Annotated in this window: 20 protein-coding genes; all 20 read left to right on the top strand. The window is 35.1% G+C overall.

Annotated features, from left to right (window positions below; translation table 11 throughout):
• Positions 1-18: 18 nt before the first annotated feature.
• Entirely contained in the window at positions 19-993 is a 975-nt protein-coding gene (locus tag MOK21_RS06030; protein WP_249073054.1) for a glycosyltransferase, read from the top strand.
• The gene (locus tag MOK21_RS06025; protein ID WP_249073053.1) at positions 978-2,465 is read left to right on the top strand and encodes a lipopolysaccharide biosynthesis protein; all 1,488 of its coding nucleotides are present in this window, start codon (positions 978-980) and stop codon (positions 2,463-2,465) included. The genes MOK21_RS06030 and MOK21_RS06025 overlap by 16 nt, the downstream gene beginning before the upstream one ends.
• Complete coding sequence (locus tag MOK21_RS06020; RefSeq protein ID WP_249073052.1) at positions 2,462-3,703, top strand: ATP-grasp domain-containing protein; 1,242 nt, start codon at positions 2,462-2,464, stop codon at positions 3,701-3,703. Before MOK21_RS06025 ends, MOK21_RS06020 begins: the two co-directional genes overlap by 4 nt.
• A complete protein-coding gene (locus MOK21_RS06015) occupies positions 3,700-4,791 on the top strand; it encodes a DegT/DnrJ/EryC1/StrS family aminotransferase (RefSeq protein ID WP_249073051.1) in 1,092 nt (363 codons plus the stop codon). The genes MOK21_RS06020 and MOK21_RS06015 overlap by 4 nt, the downstream gene beginning before the upstream one ends.
• Before the next feature lie 213 nt (positions 4,792-5,004).
• Complete coding sequence (locus tag MOK21_RS06010) at positions 5,005-5,712, top strand: WbqC family protein (protein ID WP_249073050.1); 708 nt, start codon at positions 5,005-5,007, stop codon at positions 5,710-5,712.
• A 53-nt stretch (positions 5,713-5,765) separates the two neighbouring features.
• The gene (gene rfbA, locus MOK21_RS06005; protein WP_249073492.1) at positions 5,766-6,659 is read left to right on the top strand and encodes a glucose-1-phosphate thymidylyltransferase RfbA; all 894 of its coding nucleotides are present in this window, start codon (positions 5,766-5,768) and stop codon (positions 6,657-6,659) included.
• Between the two features lie 11 nt (positions 6,660-6,670).
• On the top strand, positions 6,671-7,690 hold the full coding sequence (gene rfbB, locus MOK21_RS06000) for a dTDP-glucose 4,6-dehydratase (protein WP_249073491.1): 1,020 nt from the start codon (positions 6,671-6,673) through the stop codon (positions 7,688-7,690).
• Positions 7,691-8,254: 564 nt separating this feature from the next.
• A complete protein-coding gene (locus tag MOK21_RS23870) occupies positions 8,255-9,484 on the top strand; it encodes an O-antigen ligase family protein (protein ID WP_249073049.1) in 1,230 nt (409 codons plus the stop codon).
• Between the two features lie 29 nt (positions 9,485-9,513).
• A complete protein-coding gene (locus MOK21_RS05990; protein ID WP_249073048.1) occupies positions 9,514-10,551 on the top strand; it encodes a glycosyltransferase family 2 protein in 1,038 nt (345 codons plus the stop codon).
• A 9-nt stretch (positions 10,552-10,560) separates the two neighbouring features.
• A complete protein-coding gene (locus MOK21_RS05985; RefSeq protein WP_249073047.1) occupies positions 10,561-11,334 on the top strand; it encodes a glycosyltransferase family 2 protein in 774 nt (257 codons plus the stop codon).
• 336 nt (positions 11,335-11,670) lie between these two features.
• Positions 11,671-12,567: a UTP--glucose-1-phosphate uridylyltransferase GalU gene (galU, locus tag MOK21_RS05980; protein ID WP_249073046.1), complete on the top strand. Its 897-nt coding sequence runs from the start codon at positions 11,671-11,673 to the stop codon at positions 12,565-12,567.
• A gap of 50 nt (positions 12,568-12,617) precedes the next feature.
• Positions 12,618-13,916 (top strand): glucose-6-phosphate isomerase, encoded by a 1,299-nt coding sequence (locus tag MOK21_RS05975; protein ID WP_249073045.1) that lies wholly within the window; start codon positions 12,618-12,620, stop codon positions 13,914-13,916.
• Between the two features lie 293 nt (positions 13,917-14,209).
• Positions 14,210-14,923: a YveK family protein gene (locus tag MOK21_RS23865; protein ID WP_249073044.1), complete on the top strand. Its 714-nt coding sequence runs from the start codon at positions 14,210-14,212 to the stop codon at positions 14,921-14,923.
• Positions 14,924-14,925: 2 nt separating this feature from the next.
• The gene (locus tag MOK21_RS05965; RefSeq protein WP_249073043.1) at positions 14,926-15,633 is read left to right on the top strand and encodes a CpsD/CapB family tyrosine-protein kinase; all 708 of its coding nucleotides are present in this window, start codon (positions 14,926-14,928) and stop codon (positions 15,631-15,633) included.
• 117 nt (positions 15,634-15,750) lie between these two features.
• Positions 15,751-16,548: a TIGR00282 family metallophosphoesterase gene (locus MOK21_RS05960; protein WP_249073042.1), complete on the top strand. Its 798-nt coding sequence runs from the start codon at positions 15,751-15,753 to the stop codon at positions 16,546-16,548.
• A 720-nt stretch (positions 16,549-17,268) separates the two neighbouring features.
• Positions 17,269-17,535, top strand: coding sequence for a stage V sporulation protein S (locus MOK21_RS05955; protein WP_004224903.1), 267 nt, complete (start codon positions 17,269-17,271; stop codon positions 17,533-17,535).
• A gap of 230 nt (positions 17,536-17,765) precedes the next feature.
• Positions 17,766-17,930, top strand: a complete 165-nt coding sequence (locus MOK21_RS05950) for a hypothetical protein (RefSeq protein WP_249073041.1) — start codon at positions 17,766-17,768, stop codon at positions 17,928-17,930.
• Between the two features lie 64 nt (positions 17,931-17,994).
• Positions 17,995-18,609, top strand: a complete 615-nt coding sequence (locus MOK21_RS05945; RefSeq protein ID WP_249073040.1) for a cysteine peptidase family C39 domain-containing protein — start codon at positions 17,995-17,997, stop codon at positions 18,607-18,609.
• Positions 18,610-19,012: 403 nt separating this feature from the next.
• A complete protein-coding gene (locus MOK21_RS05940; RefSeq protein ID WP_249073039.1) occupies positions 19,013-20,752 on the top strand; it encodes a 2-oxoacid:acceptor oxidoreductase subunit alpha in 1,740 nt (579 codons plus the stop codon).
• A complete protein-coding gene (locus tag MOK21_RS05935; protein ID WP_249073038.1) occupies positions 20,752-21,618 on the top strand; it encodes a 2-oxoacid:ferredoxin oxidoreductase subunit beta in 867 nt (288 codons plus the stop codon). The genes MOK21_RS05940 and MOK21_RS05935 overlap by 1 nt, the downstream gene beginning before the upstream one ends.
• Positions 21,619-21,792 lie beyond the last annotated feature (174 nt).

Here is a 21,792-nt window from a genome sequence, read left to right as displayed (position 1 = left end):
TCAGGGGGAGAAAATCAGGTGGGAAAGATCTTGGTCAGTATTCACTGTCTCGCGTATAATCACGAACAATATATAGCGGATGCGATTGATAGTTTTTTAAAGCAAAAAACAAATTTCAAATTTGAAATATTAATACATGATGATGCCTCGACAGATAGAACTGCAGACATTATTAGAGAGTATGAAAAGAAATATCCTAATTTGATAAAGCCTATCTATCAAACAGAAAATCAGTATTCCAAAGGTGTTTCAGTAGATCATCTTAACATGATCCGAGCAAAGGGGAAATATATTGCAATTTGTGAGGGGGATGATTATTGGTTAGACCCTTATAAATTGCAAAAACAATTCGATTATATGGAGAAGCATCCTGAATGTAGCCTATGTGTTCATGGAGGAAATGTAGTAAATGCTTCTGATAAGAAATTTGAATTATATAACCGTCCGAATAAAGGAAATAAGGAATTCTCAGTTGAAGAAGTCATCGAAGGAGGAGGAGGCCTTTTTCTAACAAATTCTATGTTTTATCCTCTAAAGTTTAGAAAAGAGAGACCAGATTTTCTTGTAAATGCCCCTGTTGGCGATTACCCTTTAGTTATTTATTTATCATTGCTAGGTACGGTGTACTATATGGATGAGTTGATGTCTTCGTATCGAGTAGGGGATAGTACTTCTTGGACAGGTAGAACCTTTTCTGATATAGAAACAAAAAAGCAGCATTTTCGTGAAATAGAAGATATGTTGGATGAAATAAACCTATATACGAACTATAAATATGGAGATGTTATCGATAGGAAAAAGAAAAGTACCCAGTTGTTTCTTTTACTTGAGCAGGGAAAATTTAAAGAAGCAAAGACGGGAGAATATAGAGAGCTATATTTAAATTTAGGATTTAAGAAAAAATCAATACTATTTATAGATCAATATAGTCCAAGTATCTCAAAGTTTCTTAGATTTGTTAGAAGGAGGATCATAAATTGGACGATGATATAACAAAATCTAAAGTACTTTCCTCTCTATTATGGAAGCTATTAGAACGTGGAGGGACACAGGGAATTCAATTTATCGTGATGATTATATTAGCTCGTTTACTTCTTCCAGAGGACTTTGGGTTACTTGTTTTAGTAGCAATTTTCATAACATTAGCTGGTGTGATAGTGCAAAGTGGATTTAACACAGCATTGATTCAGAGAAAAAATGTAGATGAGGTGGATTATTCCTCTGTATTTTATTTAAACTTATTTGTTGCAACTAACCTGTATATCATCCTCTTTTTTACAGCCCCTTTCATAGCCTCATTTTTTGCAGAACCTCAACTAGTATCTGTCTTAAGAATTCTTTCCTTTACATTGTTTTTCGGTGCGTTTAATTCAATTCAACATGCAGTTATTGCACGAAATATGCAGTTTAAAAAACTGTTCTATAGCAGTTTGGGAGCCGTCATTATATCTGGTGTTGTTGGTATAACTATGGCCTATGCAGGATATAGTGTTTGGGCTTTAGTTGGACAACAAATTACAAACCAACTAATAGTAACGATCATTTTATGGTTTACGGTAAATTGGCGACCGAGATTTCTCTTTTCGATAGAAAGAATTAGGATCCTATTTACATTTGGTTGGAAGTTATTGGCTTCATCATTAATTGATACCCTTAGCTCGAATATTCGAAATCTGTTAATTGGTAAAATGTTTAGCCCTGCAATATTGGGTTTTTATAATCGGGGTGAGCAATTTCCTAGCGTAATTATTAACAATATTAATGGTTCCATACAATCTGTAATGCTTCCTACCTTATCCTTCCATCAAGATAATGCAGAAAGAGTAAAGGTTATGGTACGTCGTTCCATCGTTATGAGCTCGTTTGTAATTTTTCCGATGATGTTCGGACTGGCCGCTATTGCAGAGCCTTTAGTTAAAATTGTGTTAACAGAAAAATGGCTACCTTCCGTACCATTCTTACAAATTTTTTGTGTTAGTTATGCATTATGGCCTATACATACTGCAAATTTACAAGCAATTAACGCTTTAGGTCGTAGTGATATTTTTTTAAAACTAGAAATTGTGAAAACTATATTAGGATTGATTATTTTAGCTGTCAGTATTCCATTCGGTGTTCAAATGATGGCTTTAGGAGTGCTCGGAGTTGGAATTTTATCGGCTTTTATAAACGCATATCCAAATTTACTATTATTAAACTATAGCATTCAAGAACAGTGGAGAGATATAAAACCATCCTTGCTAACATCTTTAGTGATGGGGGCTATTGTTTTTCCAATCCACTTGATTGGGTTGACTGACAGTGTGACGCTCATTATTCAAATAATTGTAGGGATCGTTTTATATGTAGGGTTAGCAAAAGTATTTAATTTTGATGCCTTTACTTATTTACTATCGATTATAAAAGGTCTGTTTAGAAGGAATACAACTACTAAAATTATTGTAAATGAGGAGGCCACAGAATGAAAAAATTATTAATGCTTGGTGGTGCACATTCTCAAATTCCAGCAATAAAAAAAGCAAGAGAAATGGGCCACTATGTTATTACTTGTGATTATATAAAAGAAAATCCAGGGCATCAATATGCGCATGATTACTATAATGTCAGCACTACTGATAAGGAAGGTGTCTTATCATTAGCAAAATGGTTAAACATTGATGGCATAGTTAGTTATGCGTCTGATCCTGCAGCACCTACTGCGGCTTATGTTGCTGAAAGGCTAGGATTACCGTCACATCCTTATGAATCTGTAGAGATATTGTCAAATAAGGATTTGTTTCGGGAGTTTCAGAAGAATAATAATTTTAATGTTCCAAAAGCAAAGGGCTATCGAGCAGTGGAAGAAGCTAAAGCTGATTTTCATAATTTTAACATGCCTGTAATGATAAAACCTGTTGATTCTTCAGGCAGTAGAGGAGTCTCAAAAATAGATTCCATTGACATTTTGCAGGAAAAAATAGAGTACGCTTTAAGTTTTTCGAAAGTGAAACGTTTTATTGTGGAAGAGTATATAGAAAAGCATGGTTACCATGTTGGGGGGGATGGTTTTTCTGTAAATGGAAAGCTTGTTTTTCGTAGTTTTACGAATGAGCACTTTCCTACATTAGCATCACCAAATCCATTTGTCCCAGTTGGTTCAAGCTGGCCATGCACAATGTCTGAGCATATTCAACAAAAAATTCATAAAGAGATTCAAAGAGCGTTGACTTTACTCAATATGAAATCAGGTGCCTATAATTTTGATATTCGAGTGGACGAACAAGAAAATATTTATCTTATTGAGATAGCTGCCAGAAATGGTGGCGATTGGATTCCACAAGTAACAAAATATGCAACTGGTGTAGATATGATCGAATATACAATTAAGGCGGCTTTAGGTGAGGATTGTAATGATTTGACTATGGTTGAACCACAAGGATATTGGTCGGTGTATGTATTGAACAGTGAAACTAGCGGAGTATTTATAAATGTGGAAATGCATGATGAAATAGCAAATGGCATTGTTGAATATGAATTGCTAGTTAAATCAAAAAGACACATTAAAGCATTTTCAGGATCTAATGAAAAATTGGGCACTATGATACTACAATTTCCTTCAGAAAATGACATGTTAGAGAAAATGGAACATATCACAAACTTCGTGAAGGTAAATGTTGAGCATTCATTTGTGAAAATAAATAGCGTCAAGAAGGTGAATATATGAAGCCTATTCAAGTAACACAGACATCAATGCCAAGTTTTATAGAGTTCTCTGAAGAAATTAGAGATCTTTGGGATAGCCGCTGGTTGACCAATATGGGTGTAAAGCATAATGCTTTAGAAACTGAATTGAAACGATATTTGAACACAAAAAATATTACGCTATTTTCTAACGGGCACCTAGCATTAGAATACGCGATTGAAGCTTTTCAATTAACTGGCGAAGTCATCACCACACCTTTTACATTTGCATCGACAACGCATGCAATCGTACGAAAAGGTTTAACACCAGTTTTTGCGGACATTAATCTTAAAGATTACACCATAGAAACAGATAATATTGAAAGGTTAATAACGGATAAAACTTCCGCTATTATAGCCGTTCATGTGTACGGAAATATATGTAATATAAAAGAGATTGAAAGTATAGCAAGGAAATATAATCTAAAGGTCATATATGATGCTGCTCATGCCTTTGGGGTAAAAGTAGGTGGTGAAAGTGTTGCAAACTTTGGTGATGCTTCCATGTTTAGTTTCCATGCAACTAAAGTTTTTCACACTATTGAGGGTGGAGCGTTAACCATTAAAGATTCTAACATAAAAGACTTATTAAATATTTATAAAAATTTTGGTATTACTGGACCTGAAACAATTGAGTATACAGGTGGTAATGCTAAGATGAATGAATTTCAGGCAGCTATGGGTTTGTGTAATCTCCGAAATATAGATGTGGAAATAGGGAAGCGAAAGAAAGTATTTGAGAGATATGTTGAACATCTCTGTGATATCAAAGGTATTAAATTACTGTCCCCACCAAAAGATGTGTCGAGTAATTATGCATACCTTCCTGTAGTGTTTGATGGATTCCAACTTTCGCGGGATGAAGTGTATGAGAAATTAATGAAACATAATATTTATTCCCGAAAGTATTTTTATCCTTTAACGTATAGCTTTGAATGCTTCAAAGATAAGTTCAATGCTGAAGATACACCTGTGGCAAAATATATTGCAGAGAGAGTTTTAACATTACCATTGTATGGCGATCTCATGCTAGAAGATGTAGATAAAATTTGTATACTTTTGAAAGAATAGTGTACAAGTTATCTATAAAACAAAAGTTTGCAAGTCATAGGTTATATAGAAGCAGGATTTTTTAATTTAATTAATTATCTCATTGGAATGGAAGTGAACAAAGTCTTTACTTCGTTCCTCGAATTTCCAAAATTTGATCTTTATAAAATTAGTATTCAAGGATTATCAAGATACCTATTAGTAGTTTTATTAACGTAAGAAGGGACACTTAGAATGAAGATAGCCTTAATGCAACCTTATTTTTTTCCGTATCTAGGATATTTCCAACTGATACACTCAGTAGATGAATTTGTCATTTTTGATAATGCTCAATATACGAGAAGAAGTTGGATAAATAGGAACCGACTCTTGAGTGAGCATGGAAAAAGTATATATTTTAATGTTCCAGTATGTAAAGCTCCTAGAGAAACTAAAATTAAAGACATTATCATAAATAGTAATATAAATTGGCAAGAAAAGATTCTTAATCAATTAATATTTTATAAAAACGCGCCGTATTTTATGAATGTTATGGAATTCGTAACGGATTGTTTAACAAATAGTAACAGCAATTTAAGTCAATTCATTACTTTAATTCTAAGAAAGACTTGCGCATTATTAGGTATAGAAACGAGTATTACTATTCTGTCGCAAAAATTCCCTACTATTAAAGAGGCTAACGCAGCAGATGAATGGGGAATTAAAGTATCTAGGGCATTAAATGCGACTACCTATATTAATGCGATTGGTGGCAAGGATTTTTACAATCAGCAAAAATATATAGACAATGATTTGGAAATTCAATTTATTCAACCAATACTAACACCATACAAACAATACTCAAATGATTTTATGCCTGGCCTTTCAATAGTTGACGTCATGATGTTTAACGATATTAGTAAAATTAAAGAAATGTTAGATATTCATGAATTAGTTAGATGATAAAAACGAAAAATAACGATATTGAGCAATAAAAAAGAAAGAGGCGAAATTTGGTGAAAGGTATTATTTTAGCTGGGGGTTCAGGGACTCGACTTTATCCGTTAACAAAATCGATTTCAAAGCAAATGTTACCCGTATATGATAAACCGATGATTTATTACCCACTTTCGGTCTTAATGCTTGCGGGTATTAGAGAGATTTTAATAATATCTACACCTCGAGATCTTGAAGGATTTAAAGAGCTATTAGGTGATGGACGTCATTTAGGGATGCATTTCGAATATGCTGTTCAAGAATATCCCAACGGTCTTGCCGAAGCCTTTATTATTGGAGAAAAATTTATTGATAATTCCCCTGTCGTATTAATATTAGGGGATAATATTTTTTACGGCTCCGATTTGAGTAGTCGACTAAAAGATGCTGCAACCTTATCTACTGGGAGTATTATTTTTGGCTGTTATGTTAATGATCCGCGAGCATATGGAGTAATAGAGATTGACGGGCAGATGAATGCCATCTCAATTGAAGAAAAGCCGGAAAAACCCAAATCTTCTTACGCAGTGCCAGGCTTATACTTTTTTGATCATAAAGTCGTTGAGATTGCCAAAAATGTAATGCCATCAGTGCGCGGGGAAGTAGAAATCACCTCTATTCTTGAAGAATATTTACGAATGGGCGAATTAAAGGTCAAAATTGCGGGGCGTGGCTTAGCTTGGCTTGATACAGGAACACATGAGTCTTTACTTGAAGCTTCTAATTTTGTTGAGGCTATTCAAAAGAGGCAGGGGCTTTATATCGCATGCATTGAAGAAATTGCTTTTAGAAGCGGGTATATTACAAGTAAGCAATTGTTAGAGCTTGCTCAACCACTTATGAAAACAGAATATGGTAAGTATTTGCTGGAAATACCAAATGCCTTGGATCATTCACTTATAACAATACATTGAAAGAGGTAGGAATTGTGGTAAAAAAAATATTAGTTACAGGTGGTGCAGGATTTATAGGTGGTAATTTTATTCAATATTTAATTAGTAAGTATCCTGCCTATGAAATTTATAATTTAGATTTATTGACGTATGCAGGTGATCTAGGTAAACATCGGGCTTTCGAAACAAATGATAACTATACATTTGTAAAAGGGGATATTGTAGATCGTGAGTTAGTGATGGCTTTTTTTAAGAAGGAACAATTCGATTATGTAGTTCATTTTGCAGCAGAAAGTCATGTAGACCGCTCAATTACAGATCCATCGGTATTTGTTCGAACAAATGTATTAGGGACACAAGTATTATTAGAAGCAGCAAAACAAGTAGGCATTACAAAATTCGTCCATGTATCTACGGATGAAGTTTATGGGGAATTGGATTTTGAACCATCTACTTTTTTTACAGAGGAGACATCATTACTGCCAAATAGCCCATATAGTGCAAGTAAAGCTTCTTCTGATTGTTTAGTTCGTGCTTATTATAAAACATATGGATTACCAATGAATATTACGCGTTGTTCGAATAACTATGGACCATATCAGTTTCCAGAAAAATTAATTCCTTTAACTATTTCTCGTGTGTTAAAGGATGAAGTGATTCCTATATATGGTAATGGACAAAACATACGAGATTGGTTACATGTTTTTGATCATTGTACGGCCATTGATTTGGTGTTACATGAAGGTGTCAATGGAGAGATATATAATATTGGTGGGCATAATGAACGCACCAATTTAGAAGTTGTTCAAACGATTATCAAGACATTAGGGAAATCGGAAAAACTGATAAAGTATGTAACAGATCGTTTAGCTCATGATAAACGCTATGCCATTGACCCTACTAAAATAGAGAAATTAGGTTGGAAGCCCATATACACATTTGAAACTGGCATTGCTCAAACGATTCAATGGTATGTTGAAAACAACACATGGTGGGATCAAATTATAAGTGGACAATATCAACAGTATTTTGAAAAGCAATATTTAGGATGATAGAAGTTAGAAAAACGCAGACGAAAAAGGTCGTCATTTTGTAAAAGAGTTAGTAAAGTGGACAAATCATCGGGAGCAAATGATGAAAAGGCGTTTTGGAGCGTGTTTTTCCGCAATATTCCATTAAATCACTATTACACTTGGCTGCGAGTAGCCTAGTCGGTGAATATGTCGAAATCCGCAGAAAATACTTCAGCTAAAATGCATAGTGGAAATTATTGATGATGCTTGGATATAGACTAACAATCAAAGATATTGAACAGATTAAAACTTAATTTATGTGATTGACTAAAATATTCCTCGTTATTAAAAGTGCTGAATTTTACCTAAAATCAGGTGTAAAAGTTTAGCACTTTTATATTTTTCACCAAGTAGTCAATTTTTACTTTCTCTTTTGAATAACATTCTCACCATGTATAAAGAGAAATTCACCTTCATATAAGTAGTAAATAGCACAATGGTTTGTACAAACGAAGCTTATCGCAATGCAGTCATTCGCCAAGTTCTCTATTCAAATGGTTATCAATTGACATGCATATCATTTGAGTTAGTAGGTAGTAAGGGGTGAGAAAAATTATTTACGAAAAAAAAGGAATATCCAATAATTATCTTCTAATATTTATTTTAGTATTTAGTGTTTTTTTAGGTAACCTGAATGTAAACATTGGTTTTGCGTTAAAACCACATATGATATTGATGGTAATAATTTTTATGCTTACCCTTAGTAAATTTGTTTTTCATAAGCCTCAAAGTCATGAAACTTTTATGATTTTCTTCTATGTTTTCTACTGTCTTACTGGAGTATTTTCTACATATCCGATGGCAAGTCTTCGTTTGACTATTGCTATATTCATTGGTCTTTTTTCTTACTTTATATTTAAATTTCTATTTTCTACTATTACATTAAAAGAATTTGAGCGAATAATTGGGACAGTAGGAATATTATATAACGTAATTTCATTATTGTTTTATCTCTTTGGTTTAATCTCAAATAAGTATAATTTTTATGGGAATGGCATTAGAGTTTATGGCTTAATGCTAGATAGAAGTATGCCTCGATTAATCGGAATATTATCAGACCCTAATATATTTGTTGTATCCAACTCGTTCTTCTTGTTCTTTTTTCTAGCAAATATGAAAGACAAAAAAGGAAAGATTGGATTTGTTTTAGCCTTAATAACAACGATACTAACTTTTTCAAGGGGAGGGTTATTAGCAACCTTAGTAGGGATTGTTATTACTATCGCTTTTTTTAATGTGAAAACAAAAATAAGAATTTTTTTTATCGTACCTATAATGACATGGATAAGTTACTTTATCGTATTAAAAGTGATGCATATCGATATCTACCAGATGTTGATAAAAAGAATGGAATCTGTTAGTAAGGATGGTGGTAGTGGCAGAATTGAAATCTGGAACAATGGTTTGTCGCTCTTTTTAAACAACCCTGTACAAGGTATTGGTATATATAATTTTAGGGATTATAGTGCAGAATTTTTTGGTCAAGGAATTTATATGCACAATACTTTTTTAGAAATATTAGTTGAGTCGGGTGTAATTGGATCCGTATTATTCTTTATATTTTGGGCGCTATTATTTTTTAGAATAATGTCAATTGTATGGATGGATAAATCAAAGGCTTTTCTTCTAGGGACGTATGTTTCAATTTCAATTTCATTAATGTTCCTTTCGCTAATTGCGAGTGAATATTTATTTTTATTTCTAGCGCTTATTTGGCGATACAGTATGACAGAAAAAGAATATCTGTACCGTGAACAGATAAAGTTAGAGTGAAAATTATAAAATTTAAATTGGGGGAAACTATGAAGTTAGTCAGTGTCATTATTCCAATTTATAATGTTGAGCAATACTTACAAAAATGTGTACAATCAGTTCAAAATCAAACGTATACAAATCTAGAAATTTTTTTAGTCAATGATGGTTCTACAGATAAATGTGGAAAGATGGTGGATGAATTAGCTGTCCAAGATTCACGGATTCAAGTAATTCATAAGCAGAACGGTGGGCTGTCTTCTGCTAGAAATGCTGCATTAGATAAGGCCAGTGGAGCATATATACTATTCGTGGACGCCGATGATTGGATAGAGTTGAATATGATTGAATCCATGGTACATGAAATGGAACAGCACGAAGCACAATTAGTAGTATGTGATTATACGAAAGTGTACGACGATAAAATGGATAAGAATTTTTTGAAAATGAAGCAAGAGAAGATCGATATTGGAAAATTGGGATTAAAAGGATACCTTTATGAATACTTCTTTAACTACAAACATGGGGATGAAGTTTGTAATAAATTGTATAAAAATGTGATTATTAAAGAACACCATATACGATTTGAATCAAATAGTGAGATATTCTCAGAAGATAAGCTATTTAATCTATATTACTTAGTGCATATAAAAAAAATAATAAGTATCAATTCATCTTTTTATTTTTATTTGCAACGAAATGGTTCGCTCATGAAACAACCTAAACCTGAAATTATAGAACAGTATTTAAATTTGGCAGAAAAGTACATTGATTATTTGAAAAGAAATGATTCGAATATGACAAGTATATACGCTATCTTAGTATTTCATTTGTTTAATAGTTCTCTAAAAAACTATGTCAAATCGGGTGCAAGCATTTCACAAATAACAGCGGCTATTGATAAAACGCAGAATAGAGAGATAATGCAATTCATGGCTAGATTGAAGACAGATAAAGAAGTAATAGCATACTGTCAGAGTAATCGAACAAAAATATTGATACCTTTATTCGTTAAGGTCTATGCAGTTTGTTATACATTAAAATTTAATTTAATTCTTGCTTATACATTTAAAAATATTATGAAATAGGATGGTATATTGCATAAAAATAACTTTCTAGTATCAATTATTATGCCTGTTTACAATGCGGAAAAGTATGTTGGCCAATCCATTGAATCTGTTCTAAATCAAACGTACAAAAATTGGGAATTGATAATTATTAATGACAAGTCAACAGACAATAGTCACCAAATACTACTAGGATATAAGGATAGTCGAATAAAGATTATTAATTTGACACAAAACGGTGGTGTTTCGAATGCCAGAAATGCTGGAATTGAAAAGGCAAAAGGACAATTTTTAGCTTTTCTTGATAGTGATGATTTGTGGCATCCTGAAAAATTATCCAAACAACTCGATTTCATGCTGGAACTTGATGTAGCTTTTTCCTATACACAATATCAAGAAATAACAGAAAGTAATAAACGAACACGGAAAATCGTTAAGATATGTAAAAAACCAGTAAATTATAAAAAATTATTGCGTGCTAATTACTTTGGATGTTTAACAGTTGTATTAGATACACGTAAAATTGCTAAACCACTTTTCAAGAAGACTAAGCATGAAGATTATGCTCTTTGGCTAGATATTTTAAAAGATTATGAGATCAAGGCTTACGGAATGAAGGAAGTACTTGCCTATTATCGAATTACACCAGGTTCCATAAGCAGAAATAAATTCAAAGGTTTAACGTGGAACTGGAAAATTTATAAAAATCACCTTGGCATGACGCCAATTCAAGCTGTTTACCGGATGTGTATTTTCTTACTTAACATTTCGATAAAATACGTTTCAACTAGATTGACAAGTTAAGAATGGTGAAAAGGCTAACTTAAAAAATGAGACATAGAAAAACACCTTTCGTTGTAAAACAGGTATTGTACCTTATCAAATCAACGTGGAGGTGTTTTTCTATGAGAACAGGACAAGGTTAGCGGGGATTCCTATTAGTATGACATCATCTTGAACAGCCTGTAGGAATGAGAACGTAAAGTGAAAAGTGTTATCTTTCTATCTTGTTGGAAAAGATAATTATAAATTTGAATAAAAAGTAACCGTTATTAATATATTGAAAAGTAAAATAAACCCGCGAATGAATAATTAAACACATGCCGTAGAGGAGGACAGCCTTACATGAAGGGAGATTGCATGAAAAAAATACGTAAAGCCATAATACCTGCAGCAGGATTGGGCACGCGTTTTTTGCCAGCTACAAAGGCAATGCCGAAAGAAATGTTGCCGATTATCGATAAACCGACTATACAATTTATCGTTGAAGAGGCAGTTGCTTCAGGTATTGAGGATATCATTATTGTTACAGGTAAAAATAAAAGAGCAATTGAGGATCATTTTGATAATGCGTTTGAGCTCGAGGCAAATTTACTAAAAAAAGAGAAGTTCGATATGCTTGAGAAAGTAAAGGCCTCCTCTAAAGTAGATATTCACTATATCCGTCAGAAGGAACCTCTTGGCCTTGGTCATGCGATATGGTGTGCACGTAAGTTTATTGGGAATGAGCCTTTTGCGGTCCTTTTAGGTGATGATATTGTGAAAAATGAGATTCCGTGTCTGAAACAATTAATCGAACAATATGATCAAACGTATTCGAGCGTTATAGGCGTGCAAAAGGTTCCAGATGTTGATGTTCATCGTTATGGAATCATTGACCCGGCTTCAACAGAAAACCGTTTGATGGAAGTAAGGGAATTTATCGAGAAGCCTGCTTTTAGAGATGCCCCATCAAATTTTGCCATCATAGGAAGGTATATTTTAACTCCTGAAATTTTCACCTTTTTAGATGAACAAAAAAAAGGTAAGGGCGGTGAAATTCAATTAACAGATGCGATTGAAGCATTAAATAGTTGTCAGCGTGTATTTGCATTTGAAATAGAAGGAAACCGCTATGATATTGGAGAGCATATTGGCTTTATTAAGACAATTATTGATTTTGCGTTGGATCGTGATGAGTTACATGAAGCGGTTACCAATTTACTGTTAAATAAAGTGGAGCAACTTAGGAACTTAGGGAGAGTCACTTCGAATTAAAATAATTTACGCCAGTAGGAATTCCAAATTATAGGATTGGAAGAGATGATTTGACGATTCGTACTATTCAAATGAGCATTTTCAATTTTGAAATCACGAAGCAAGATTGGTCAATATATGAGGCGGAGGTAGAGTGGATTCACCGTCATTTAGCAGAGAGTAGAGAGATGTTAACGGGTTGGTTACAAGTGCCTCTTGAAAATCAGCGCGCTTTATTGCAGCGTATTGAAGATACTAAGCGAGAAATTCATGCGTATGCAGATGTACTTGTTGTTATTGGTGTGGGGGGATCATTTTTAGGGGCACGTGCCATCCAAGATGCGTTGTCACCTTATTTTACTTGTTCTACTGATGGTATTGAAGTGATGTATGTTGGACAAAATATGAGTGGTTCCTATATTAATAGTTTGCTTCAATATTTAGCGAATAAAAGTGTGTATGTGAACGTCATTTCGAAGTCTGGGGAAACGATGGAACCAGCACTCGCATTTCGTGTGTTGCGACAGTTTATGGAAAAACGTTATGGGGAAGAGGCTGTTGACAGAATCATTGTGACGACAGATGCCGAAAACGGACGTCTGAAGCAGATAGCAGATCGCACAGGTTATAGACAATTTAACATTCCAGCCGATATAGGTGGTCGCTATTCGGTGTTAACTCCGGTAGGGCTATTACCAGCAGCGGTTGCAGGTGTTGATATTCGGATGCTTATGGCAGGTGCTAGGGATGCTGCGTTAACATTGCAAGATACAGCGCTAGAGCGTAATGAAGCCTATCAATATGCAGTGTTCCGACATTTGATGTTTGAACGAGGGTATAAAGTGGAGTTGCTCGCTTCATTTGAACCTGCATTATGTAAATTCCATGAATGGTGGATGCAGTTGTTTGGTGAAAGTGAAGGGAAACAGCGAAAAGGTCTATTTCCTGCGACAGTTAATTATTCGACTGATTTACATGCTATAGGTCAGTTTATTCAAGAAGGAAGTCCGATCCTATTTGAAACATTACTGCATTTTAAGGAAATAGATAATGATTGTAAGGTGCCATATGATGTGCGAGATGAGGATGGTTTGAATTATCTATCGAAACGAACATTCAATGAAATTAATGGGCTTTCCATGAATGGAACAGCACTTGCTCATGCAGAGGGTGGTGTACCTGTCATTCAATTGATGCTCCCAAAACTGGATGCCTATCACATAGGTTATTTAATCTATTTCTTTATGAAGGCATGTGCAATGAGTGCAAGTTTACTAGGAGTTAATCCGTTCGATCAGCCAGGTGTAGAAGCGTATAAACAAAAGACGTTAGAACTATTACAAACGTTTAATAATTCCATCAACAAATGAATTTTTGAAATGAATGGTTCAACACCTAAATCTGTTTTTAACACAAAAAAGTACATGAGCGGAGGGTGGCGAGTATAGCTGTTCGGCTACGCTTTTTGCTACAGAGCAAAACTTCCAGCGGGGAAAGTAGCAATGTTTTTCCGTCAGTCATACAAGCTGAAAGCCCTGAAGAGAAGCGTAATATACGATCCAATATATGTTTTGGTGAAGAATCGAAGTAAATCGAACTAAAGTGCCGAATAATACGAAAGTTAAACATCAACGACAATGGTTTGACGAGGGAGGGAATTTAGGTGGAAGAAGTAATTGACTTAAAAAAAATATTTAAAATACTGTGTAAACGAATATACCTTATTCTAAGTCTTACTATTGTTGCGATTGGTATTACAACTGCTATAAGTTTCTTTGTAATTACGCCTATCTATCAAGCACAAACGCAATTTTTAGTGAATCAAAAAGTGAATGGTCAAGAAGCGTATGCCCAGGCACAACAGTTAGAGACGGATTTACAATTAATCAATACGTATAATGTCATCATTAAGAGTCCTGCTATTTTAAACAAAGTTATTGATAAGCTTGAGCTAAACATTACAACAGAAATGTTGGCTGAGCAAATAATCGTAACAAGCGAAAGTAACTCCAAAGTGGTTAATATTAAAGTTTTAAATACGGATTTAGAAAAAGCAGTTACCATCTCGAATACAGTTGCTACTGTATTTAAAGAAGAAATCCCGAAACTAATGAGTGTTGATAATATAAATATTTTATCGGAGGCAAAAATAAGTAAAGATTCTAGCCCTGTGAAACCAAATAAATTACTCAATATAGTCTTGGGTACCGTAATTGGGTTTGTAATTAGTGTAGGGTTTGCTCTATTGTTGGAGTTTTTAAATACAACAATAAAGACTGAGTCGGATATTGAAGATTTAGCATTGCCTGTTATGGGGTTGGTTGGTGCTTTTCCCACCGAAAAAAATTATAAATCCCGTAAAGCTAGGAGGACATAGAAATGCTTCGTTCCAAAAAGAAAAAGAACCAGAAACTATTAACAAAACCGCGTCAACTTATTACAGTTTTAGATGCAAAATCAATGATTTCTGAGCAATTTAAGACCATTCGTACGAATATTAAGTTTGCTATGCCAAAGCAAGGTCTTAAAACGATATTAGTTACGTCTTCTATACCAGGTGAAGGAAAGTCAACAAATGCTGCCAATCTTGGTGTTGTTTTTGCACAAGAAGGAAAACGGGTATTGCTCGTAGATGCTGATATGCGTAAACCGACATTGCATAATATATTTAATATTATCAATATATTTGGGTTATCATCACTATTAGAAAGAAAATGTCAGTATGATGAAGTATTACAGGGCACATCTGTGGAAGGGTTGTTTATCATTACAAGTGGACCAACCCCGACGAATCCAGCAGAATTACTGTTATCCTCTACTATGGATAGTTTTTTAGAAGCGGTGAATCATCAATTTGATCTTATCATTTTCGATACCCCCCCGCTATTACCTGTAGCCGATGCTCAAATTTTATCTAATAAATGCGATGGTTCGTTATTAATCGTTGGTGCGGGTGTTGTAGAAAAAGAGGATGTAAGAAAAGCGAAAACACTCTTAGAAGCTTCGAAAGCCAACATTATTGGTGTTGTGTTAAATAAATATAGCATGCCGAAAAGCCAATATTATTATCAATATACAGATAATTGAAATTTAATAATTTATCTTAGTCGCAAATCCAGGATGAGTTTGCGTTTTATTTTGCGATTTACTAGGAGTAGATGGTAAACTAAAAGGTGCTAATTAAAGAAAGAGTGGTCTTGTCAAATGAAAGTACTATTTATTGGAGATATCGTTGGTTCGATTGGCCGCGATGCAGTGGAAAAATATTTACCACGCTTAAAGAGAAAATATAACACAGACGTTGTTATTGCCAATGGTGAAAACGCAGCGGCAGGTCGTGGCATTACACGTAATATTTATAATGATTTGTTACAAATGGGTGTGGATGTTATTACGATGGGTAATCACACTTGGGATAATAAAGATATTTTTGATTTTATTGATGATGCAGAGTATTTAATACGCCCGGCGAACTTTTCAAATGAGGCACCAGGTAAAGGAATGGTACAAATTTCGAAAAACGGTGTGACATTATCTGTAATTAATCTACACGGTCGAGTATTTTTACCTCCTCATGAGGATCCATTTGCGATGGCTGAGAAATTAATCGAAGAAGCACATAAAACGTCACCACTTGTATTCGTGGATTTCCATGCAGAAGCGACAAGTGAAAAAATTGCTCTTGGATGGCACTTAGATGGAAAGGCTTCAGCAGTCGTTGGTACACATACACATGTGCAAACAGCCGATGCACGTATTTATCCAAATGGAACAGCCTATATTACGGATGTTGGTATGACAGGTCCATACGATGAAATCTTAGGGATGACGAAGGAAAGTGTCATTTATAAATTCCAAACAAACATGCCATCTCGTTTTGAAGTGCCTAAAAAAGGACGCGATGTGTTAAGTGGCTTCTTTGTAGAGATTGATGATAAAACAGGAAAAGCCCTACATTGTGAACGAGTATATATAAACGAAGATTATCCATTCCAAGCATAAAACGAGAAACTATTGTGTATGAAAACATGCACAATAGTTTTTTTTTGTTCAAAAATTGCCTCGAGGAGTCGCCTGGCCTCCACTTCAATCAACTTATCCGCATGACATACGTTTTAACAAAATGACATCCAACTTTTTTAGTTTGAGCGGGACCTTTTCAGGAGTTATCGCCCAACTTTTAAATTTTATCTACCAACTTGCACGTTTTATCTACCAACTTCTGAATTTTATCGACCAACTTTCGCGTTTTATCACCTAACTTTTAATTTTTATCGACGTCCACCTTCCGAAGAGCAAGAAGCGTTCATTCTTAATTGCACAAATTGGAGTCGAAGGCTACTCGGCGAGACCCTGAGGCCAACACGATGTTGGTGTCATAGGACGTGACGCACTCAGCCTTCGTTCTTTTAGCGGAGGAAGCGGCCCACAGGAAGCCTTGCTCTGCAAGAAAGCGAAGCGACAGCATCAACAAAGCGAGTAGCCTGGAACGAAAATCATCCGTGGTAGTGCCATGGAGTCTTAATTTATTTCATTGACAAAGTAATTCTTGGTATAAGTTTTCAGTCTTTTTAGATTGTTTCGATATATAAGAAATGAAAATAGTCTATTTTCTTCCTGCCGAGCATAAAATGACCTATCGACAATAACTTAAGGTCCAAAAAAAAGGGGGACATGAGTTGTTGAGCGTAAATAATATTCGCGAAACGGGGAGGAATAATTGTGGATTCATTAAAAGTATCATCACGCTCTAATCCAAATTCAGTTGCAGGTGCATTAGTCGCGGTAATCAGAGAAAAAGGGCAAGCAGAAATGCAGGCAGTTGGGGCAGGTGCACTTAACCAAGCCGTGAAAGCAGTAGCCATTGCACGCGGATTTGTAGCGCCAAGTGGCACAGATTTAATTTGCGCCCCGGCGTTTGCCGATATTTTAATTGCTGGTGAGGAACGTACAGCTTTAAAGCTCCTTGTGGAAAAACGTATTCGATAAAAAAGTAATGAAGTAAAATGCCTTGCACATAATAAGTTGCAAGGCATTTTTTTCGTTTAAATAGATTGCGTAGTTCATCTTTACATATTCACATGTTAAATGGCTCATAACCGAAGGGTTGTGGAATGGAGCAGAAAAGTTACAATTTTGAGAGAATTTTTACTATTAAACAGTTAAAATATGTATAATGAGTGTTAAATTGAGTAAAGCAAAAAGGGGGATGAGTGTTAATGGATTACTTTTCTTTGATAGCTATTATGTTTGTCGCACTTATTGGCTGTGCTATATATGATATAAAAAAGAAAAATGATGTAAAACTTGAACAAATCAAGTTAGAACGAGAAAAAGTAGCTTTGGAACAAAATAGATTGGAAATTGAGAAAAAAACGGATTAATTAATTAATGATTCATCTAAAGAATATTGTCTCGATATGGACGCAAAGAAATGGGGAAAGTAGTATGTTTATAGTTAGAACAGCTATTTTATGGATTATTATTTCAACTATCATTAATGCATATTTAATGACATTACCTAAACCTGTTTTACGAAAAAGAGATTATCCGGCTAACTATCTAATTAAACGAAATAATAGGATAGGTATACAAAACAGAAGGGAATGTGCAGCATTTTCAACAGCATATGTGTTGCGTCATTTTGGAATAGTGGCAGATGGTGAAGAGTTATATCCTAATTTCCCTAGTAAAACAAGAGCGGGCAATGTATATCCAAAGGGAATCCGTACGGTGTTAAGAGAAAAGGGATTTCAAACAAACTACTACAAAGGGAATATAAATACATTAAAGTACGAAGTTAGTAAAGGAACTCCCGTAATTGTTTTTATTAAAGTGCATCAGAATCGTAATAATTTACATTTTGTCCCTGTCGTAGGATATGACAAGGAGTATTTCTACCTTGCAGAATCATTAAGGCACCTGTTGAATTGTAATGATGAAAACAATAGCTACAATAGAAAAGTCCCTATTAATGAATTTAGGGAATTGTGGAATGTAAAAAATATTAATATGCTTTTTTATAGCAATACTTACATAACCGTAGACGCCACACAGAGCTAATATTAATGATGAAGAATTTTATTTGGATACACGGAGAAAAATACCGAAAATTGATCGAGCCTTATTAGTTTTTAATAATCAATTTTTGTTAAAAATATTTTTACTCTGGTTAGTTGTGCGATCGGGTGCTTTAGTTGTATAGAAGTTGTGAAGACTGATGATTCTTTGGAATTTTTTTATTGAGCCGATGCTTTTGTAGAGGAAGCAAAGCGTCAGCAACCATTACACTAAGGTGAAATTGCTGCTTGGCTGTTTTAAAATTACAACTTCTTGAACAAGATTTTCAGTCAAAGGTCTGATTTTCGTTTAAATCGGGGAATAACAATAGTGTAGTCTGTTTCTTCGTGTTAAACTTATGAAGGAAAAATAATAGTATACACATTGGATCTAAGGAGTTGTTGACATGTTACATCAGCTTTCATGGAAAGTCGGTGGGCAACAGGGTGAAGGGATTGAAAGTACAGGAGAAATTTTCTCAATGGCAATGAATCGTTTAGGTTATTTCCTATATGGTTATCGTCATTTCTCTTCTCGAATTAAAGGTGGCCATACGAATAATAAAATTACAGTTCGTCCAACAGAAGTGCGTTCAATTGCGGATGATTTAGATATTTTAGTGGCGTTCGACCAAGAAACAATCGACGTCAATTATAAAGAACTAACAGAAACAGGCATTATTTTAGCGGATTCAAAATTTACTCCAGTGCAGCCAGAAGATTCAAAAGCGCCATTATTTGCAGTACCTTTTACAGAGGTAGCCGCAGAGTTAGGCACTTCGTTGATGAAAAATATGGTGGCGATCGGAGCAACAGCTTCCTTGCTAAATTTAGAGGACGAAGTGTTCCAAAATGTTGTAGATGATATTTTTGGCAAAAAAGGCGAAGAAGTTGTTCAGAAAAATATGGAGGCCATTGCACGTGGTCATGAATTAATGAATGAGCTTTTAGGCGATCGCGTAGGTGAATGGGCTTTAGCACCAGCAGATGGTAAACGCCGTATGTTTATGATTGGGAACGATGCAATAGCTCTAGGTGCGCTTGCAGCTGGGACACGCTTTATGGCAGCCTACCCAATTACACCAGCTTCTGAGATTATGGAATACCTTATTAAAAAATTACCGAAATTCGGTGGTACGGTTATTCAAACAGAAGACGAAATTGCTGCAGCGACAATGGCAATTGGGGCAAACTTTGGTGGTGTTCGTTCCTTTACAGCTTCTGCTGGTCCTGGTCTTTCTTTAATGATGGAAGCACTTGGACTTTCAGGTATGACAGAGCAGCCACTAGTTGTTGTTGATACTCAACGTGGCGGTCCATCAACAGGATTACCAACAAAACAAGAGCAATCAGATTTAATGGCCATGTTATATGGTACGCATGGTGAGATTCCAAAAGTAGTGATTGCTCCTTCTACAATGGAAGAAGCATTCTTTGACACAATTCAAGCGTTTAACATTGCCGAGGAATTACAATTACCAGTTATTTTAATGACTGATTTGCAATTATCTCTTGGTAAACAATCTGTGGAACCATTCGATTACAGTAAAATTGAAATTCGTCGCGGTAAAATTGTTACAGACGACATTGAAGAAGCGGCTGATAAAGCATACTTCAAACGTTATGAAAATACGGAAGACGGTATTTCACCACGTGTGCTACCTGGTACGTTAAACGGTATTCACCATGTAACAGGGGTTGAGCACGATGAAACAGGTAAACCATCTGAAGCGACTGGTAACCGTCAAGTACAAATGGATAAACGTTTCCGTAAGCTAGCGGCCTTGAAATTTGAAAATCCAGTCTATTCAAATGTGCCACACGAAGAAGCTGACATTTTATTAGTAGGCTTTAACTCAACACGTGGAGCTATTGAAGAAGTACAAGAACGATTAAATGCTCAAGGGTTGAAGGTGAATCATGCACATATTCGTTTAATTCACCCATTCCCATCTGCTGAATTGGCACCGCTTGTAGCAAAAGCGAAAAAAGTAATCGTAGTGGAAAATAACTATACAGGTCAATTAGCTAATATTATGAAGATGAATATTGGTGGTCACGATAAAATCGAGACGATTACAAAATATAATGGTACACCATTCTTGCCAGGTGAATTAGAAAATCGTGTGAAGGAGTTGACTCGCTAATGGCAACATTTAAGGATTTTCGTAATACAGTGAAACCAAACTGGTGCCCAGGATGTGGGGACTTCTCTGTTCAAGCAGCGATTCAGCGCGCCGCGGCTAACGTTGGAATTGAACCAAACGAGCTAGCTGTGATCTCTGGGATTGGCTGTTCTGGTCGTATTTCAGGCTACATTAATTCGTACGGTTTCCATGGTATTCATGGTCGTGCATTACCAATTGCACAAGGCTTAAAAATGGCTAACCGTGACTTAAACGTTATCGCTTCTGGTGGTGACGGCGATGGTTTTGCAATTGGTATGGGTCATACTATCCATGCTATCCGTCGTAATATTGACATCACATACGTTGTTATGGATAACCAAATCTATGGTTTAACTAAGGGGCAAACTTCTCCGCGTTCTGCTGCAGGATTTATTACAAAATCTACGCCAGGTGGTGCGATTGAACCGTCATTAAAACCGTTAGAAGTCGCTTTAACAAGTGGAGCTACATTTGTGGCACAAGGTTTCTCAACAGATATTAAAGAATTAACAGCTTTAATTGAAGCAGGCATTAATCATAAAGGCTTCTCATTCATCAACGTATTCTCACCATGTGTTACGTATAACAAAGTGAACACGTACGATTGGTTCAAAGAAAACTTAACGAAGCTTGCTGATATCGAGGACTATGACAATTCTGACCGCGGTATGGCCATGCGTACAGTAATGGAGCATGAAGGTTTAGTAACAGGTATTATTTATCAAGATACTGAAACAGCTTCTTATCAAGAAAAAGTACCAGGCTATTCAGAGCTACCATTAACGGATATCGATATTAAAATGAGCGAAAATGATTTTAATGAGTTAGTAAAAGAATTTATGTAAATCAAATTTTATATTGCATGACAAAAAGCATTTGGGATACTTCCAAATGCTTTTTGTGTTTTCGAAAGACTGTTATGTCAATTGTTGCTGTCGCTCTGCTTTCGCACAGATAAAACATTTGTTGCTGTCGCTTCGCTTTCGCACAGATAAAACATTTGTTGCTGTCGCTTCGCT

The sequence above is a fragment of the Lysinibacillus sp. BPa_S21 genome (genome assembly GCF_023337795.1).
GTDB lineage: Bacteria > Bacillota > Bacilli > Bacillales_A > Planococcaceae > Lysinibacillus.
The sequence above is the reverse complement of the archived record's forward strand: the minus strand, read 5'-3'. Positions and strand labels throughout refer to the sequence as shown.

Bases quoted from the DNA above. Each gene is read 5' to 3' on its own strand.
- galU (WP_249073046.1), top strand. From the start codon at position 11,671: ATGAAAAAAATACGTAAAGCCATAATACCTGCAGCAGGATTGGGCACG.
- MOK21_RS06015 (WP_249073051.1), top strand. From the start codon at position 3,700: ATGAAGCCTATTCAAGTAACACAGACATCAATGCCAAGTTTTATAGAG.
- MOK21_RS05950 (WP_249073041.1), top strand. From the start codon at position 17,766: ATGGATTACTTTTCTTTGATAGCTATTATGTTTGTCGCACTTATTGGC.
- MOK21_RS05960 (WP_249073042.1), top strand. From the start codon at position 15,751: ATGAAAGTACTATTTATTGGAGATATCGTTGGTTCGATTGGCCGCGAT.
- MOK21_RS05945 (WP_249073040.1), top strand. From the start codon at position 17,995: ATGTTTATAGTTAGAACAGCTATTTTATGGATTATTATTTCAACTATC.
- MOK21_RS05965 (WP_249073043.1), top strand. From the start codon at position 14,926: ATGCTTCGTTCCAAAAAGAAAAAGAACCAGAAACTATTAACAAAACCG.
- MOK21_RS06010 (WP_249073050.1), top strand. From the start codon at position 5,005: ATGAAGATAGCCTTAATGCAACCTTATTTTTTTCCGTATCTAGGATAT.
- MOK21_RS06020 (WP_249073052.1), top strand. From the start codon at position 2,462: ATGAAAAAATTATTAATGCTTGGTGGTGCACATTCTCAAATTCCAGCA.
- MOK21_RS05940 (WP_249073039.1), top strand. From the start codon at position 19,013: ATGTTACATCAGCTTTCATGGAAAGTCGGTGGGCAACAGGGTGAAGGG.
- MOK21_RS05935 (WP_249073038.1), top strand. From the start codon at position 20,752: ATGGCAACATTTAAGGATTTTCGTAATACAGTGAAACCAAACTGGTGC.
- MOK21_RS05990 (WP_249073048.1), top strand. From the start codon at position 9,514: ATGAAGTTAGTCAGTGTCATTATTCCAATTTATAATGTTGAGCAATAC.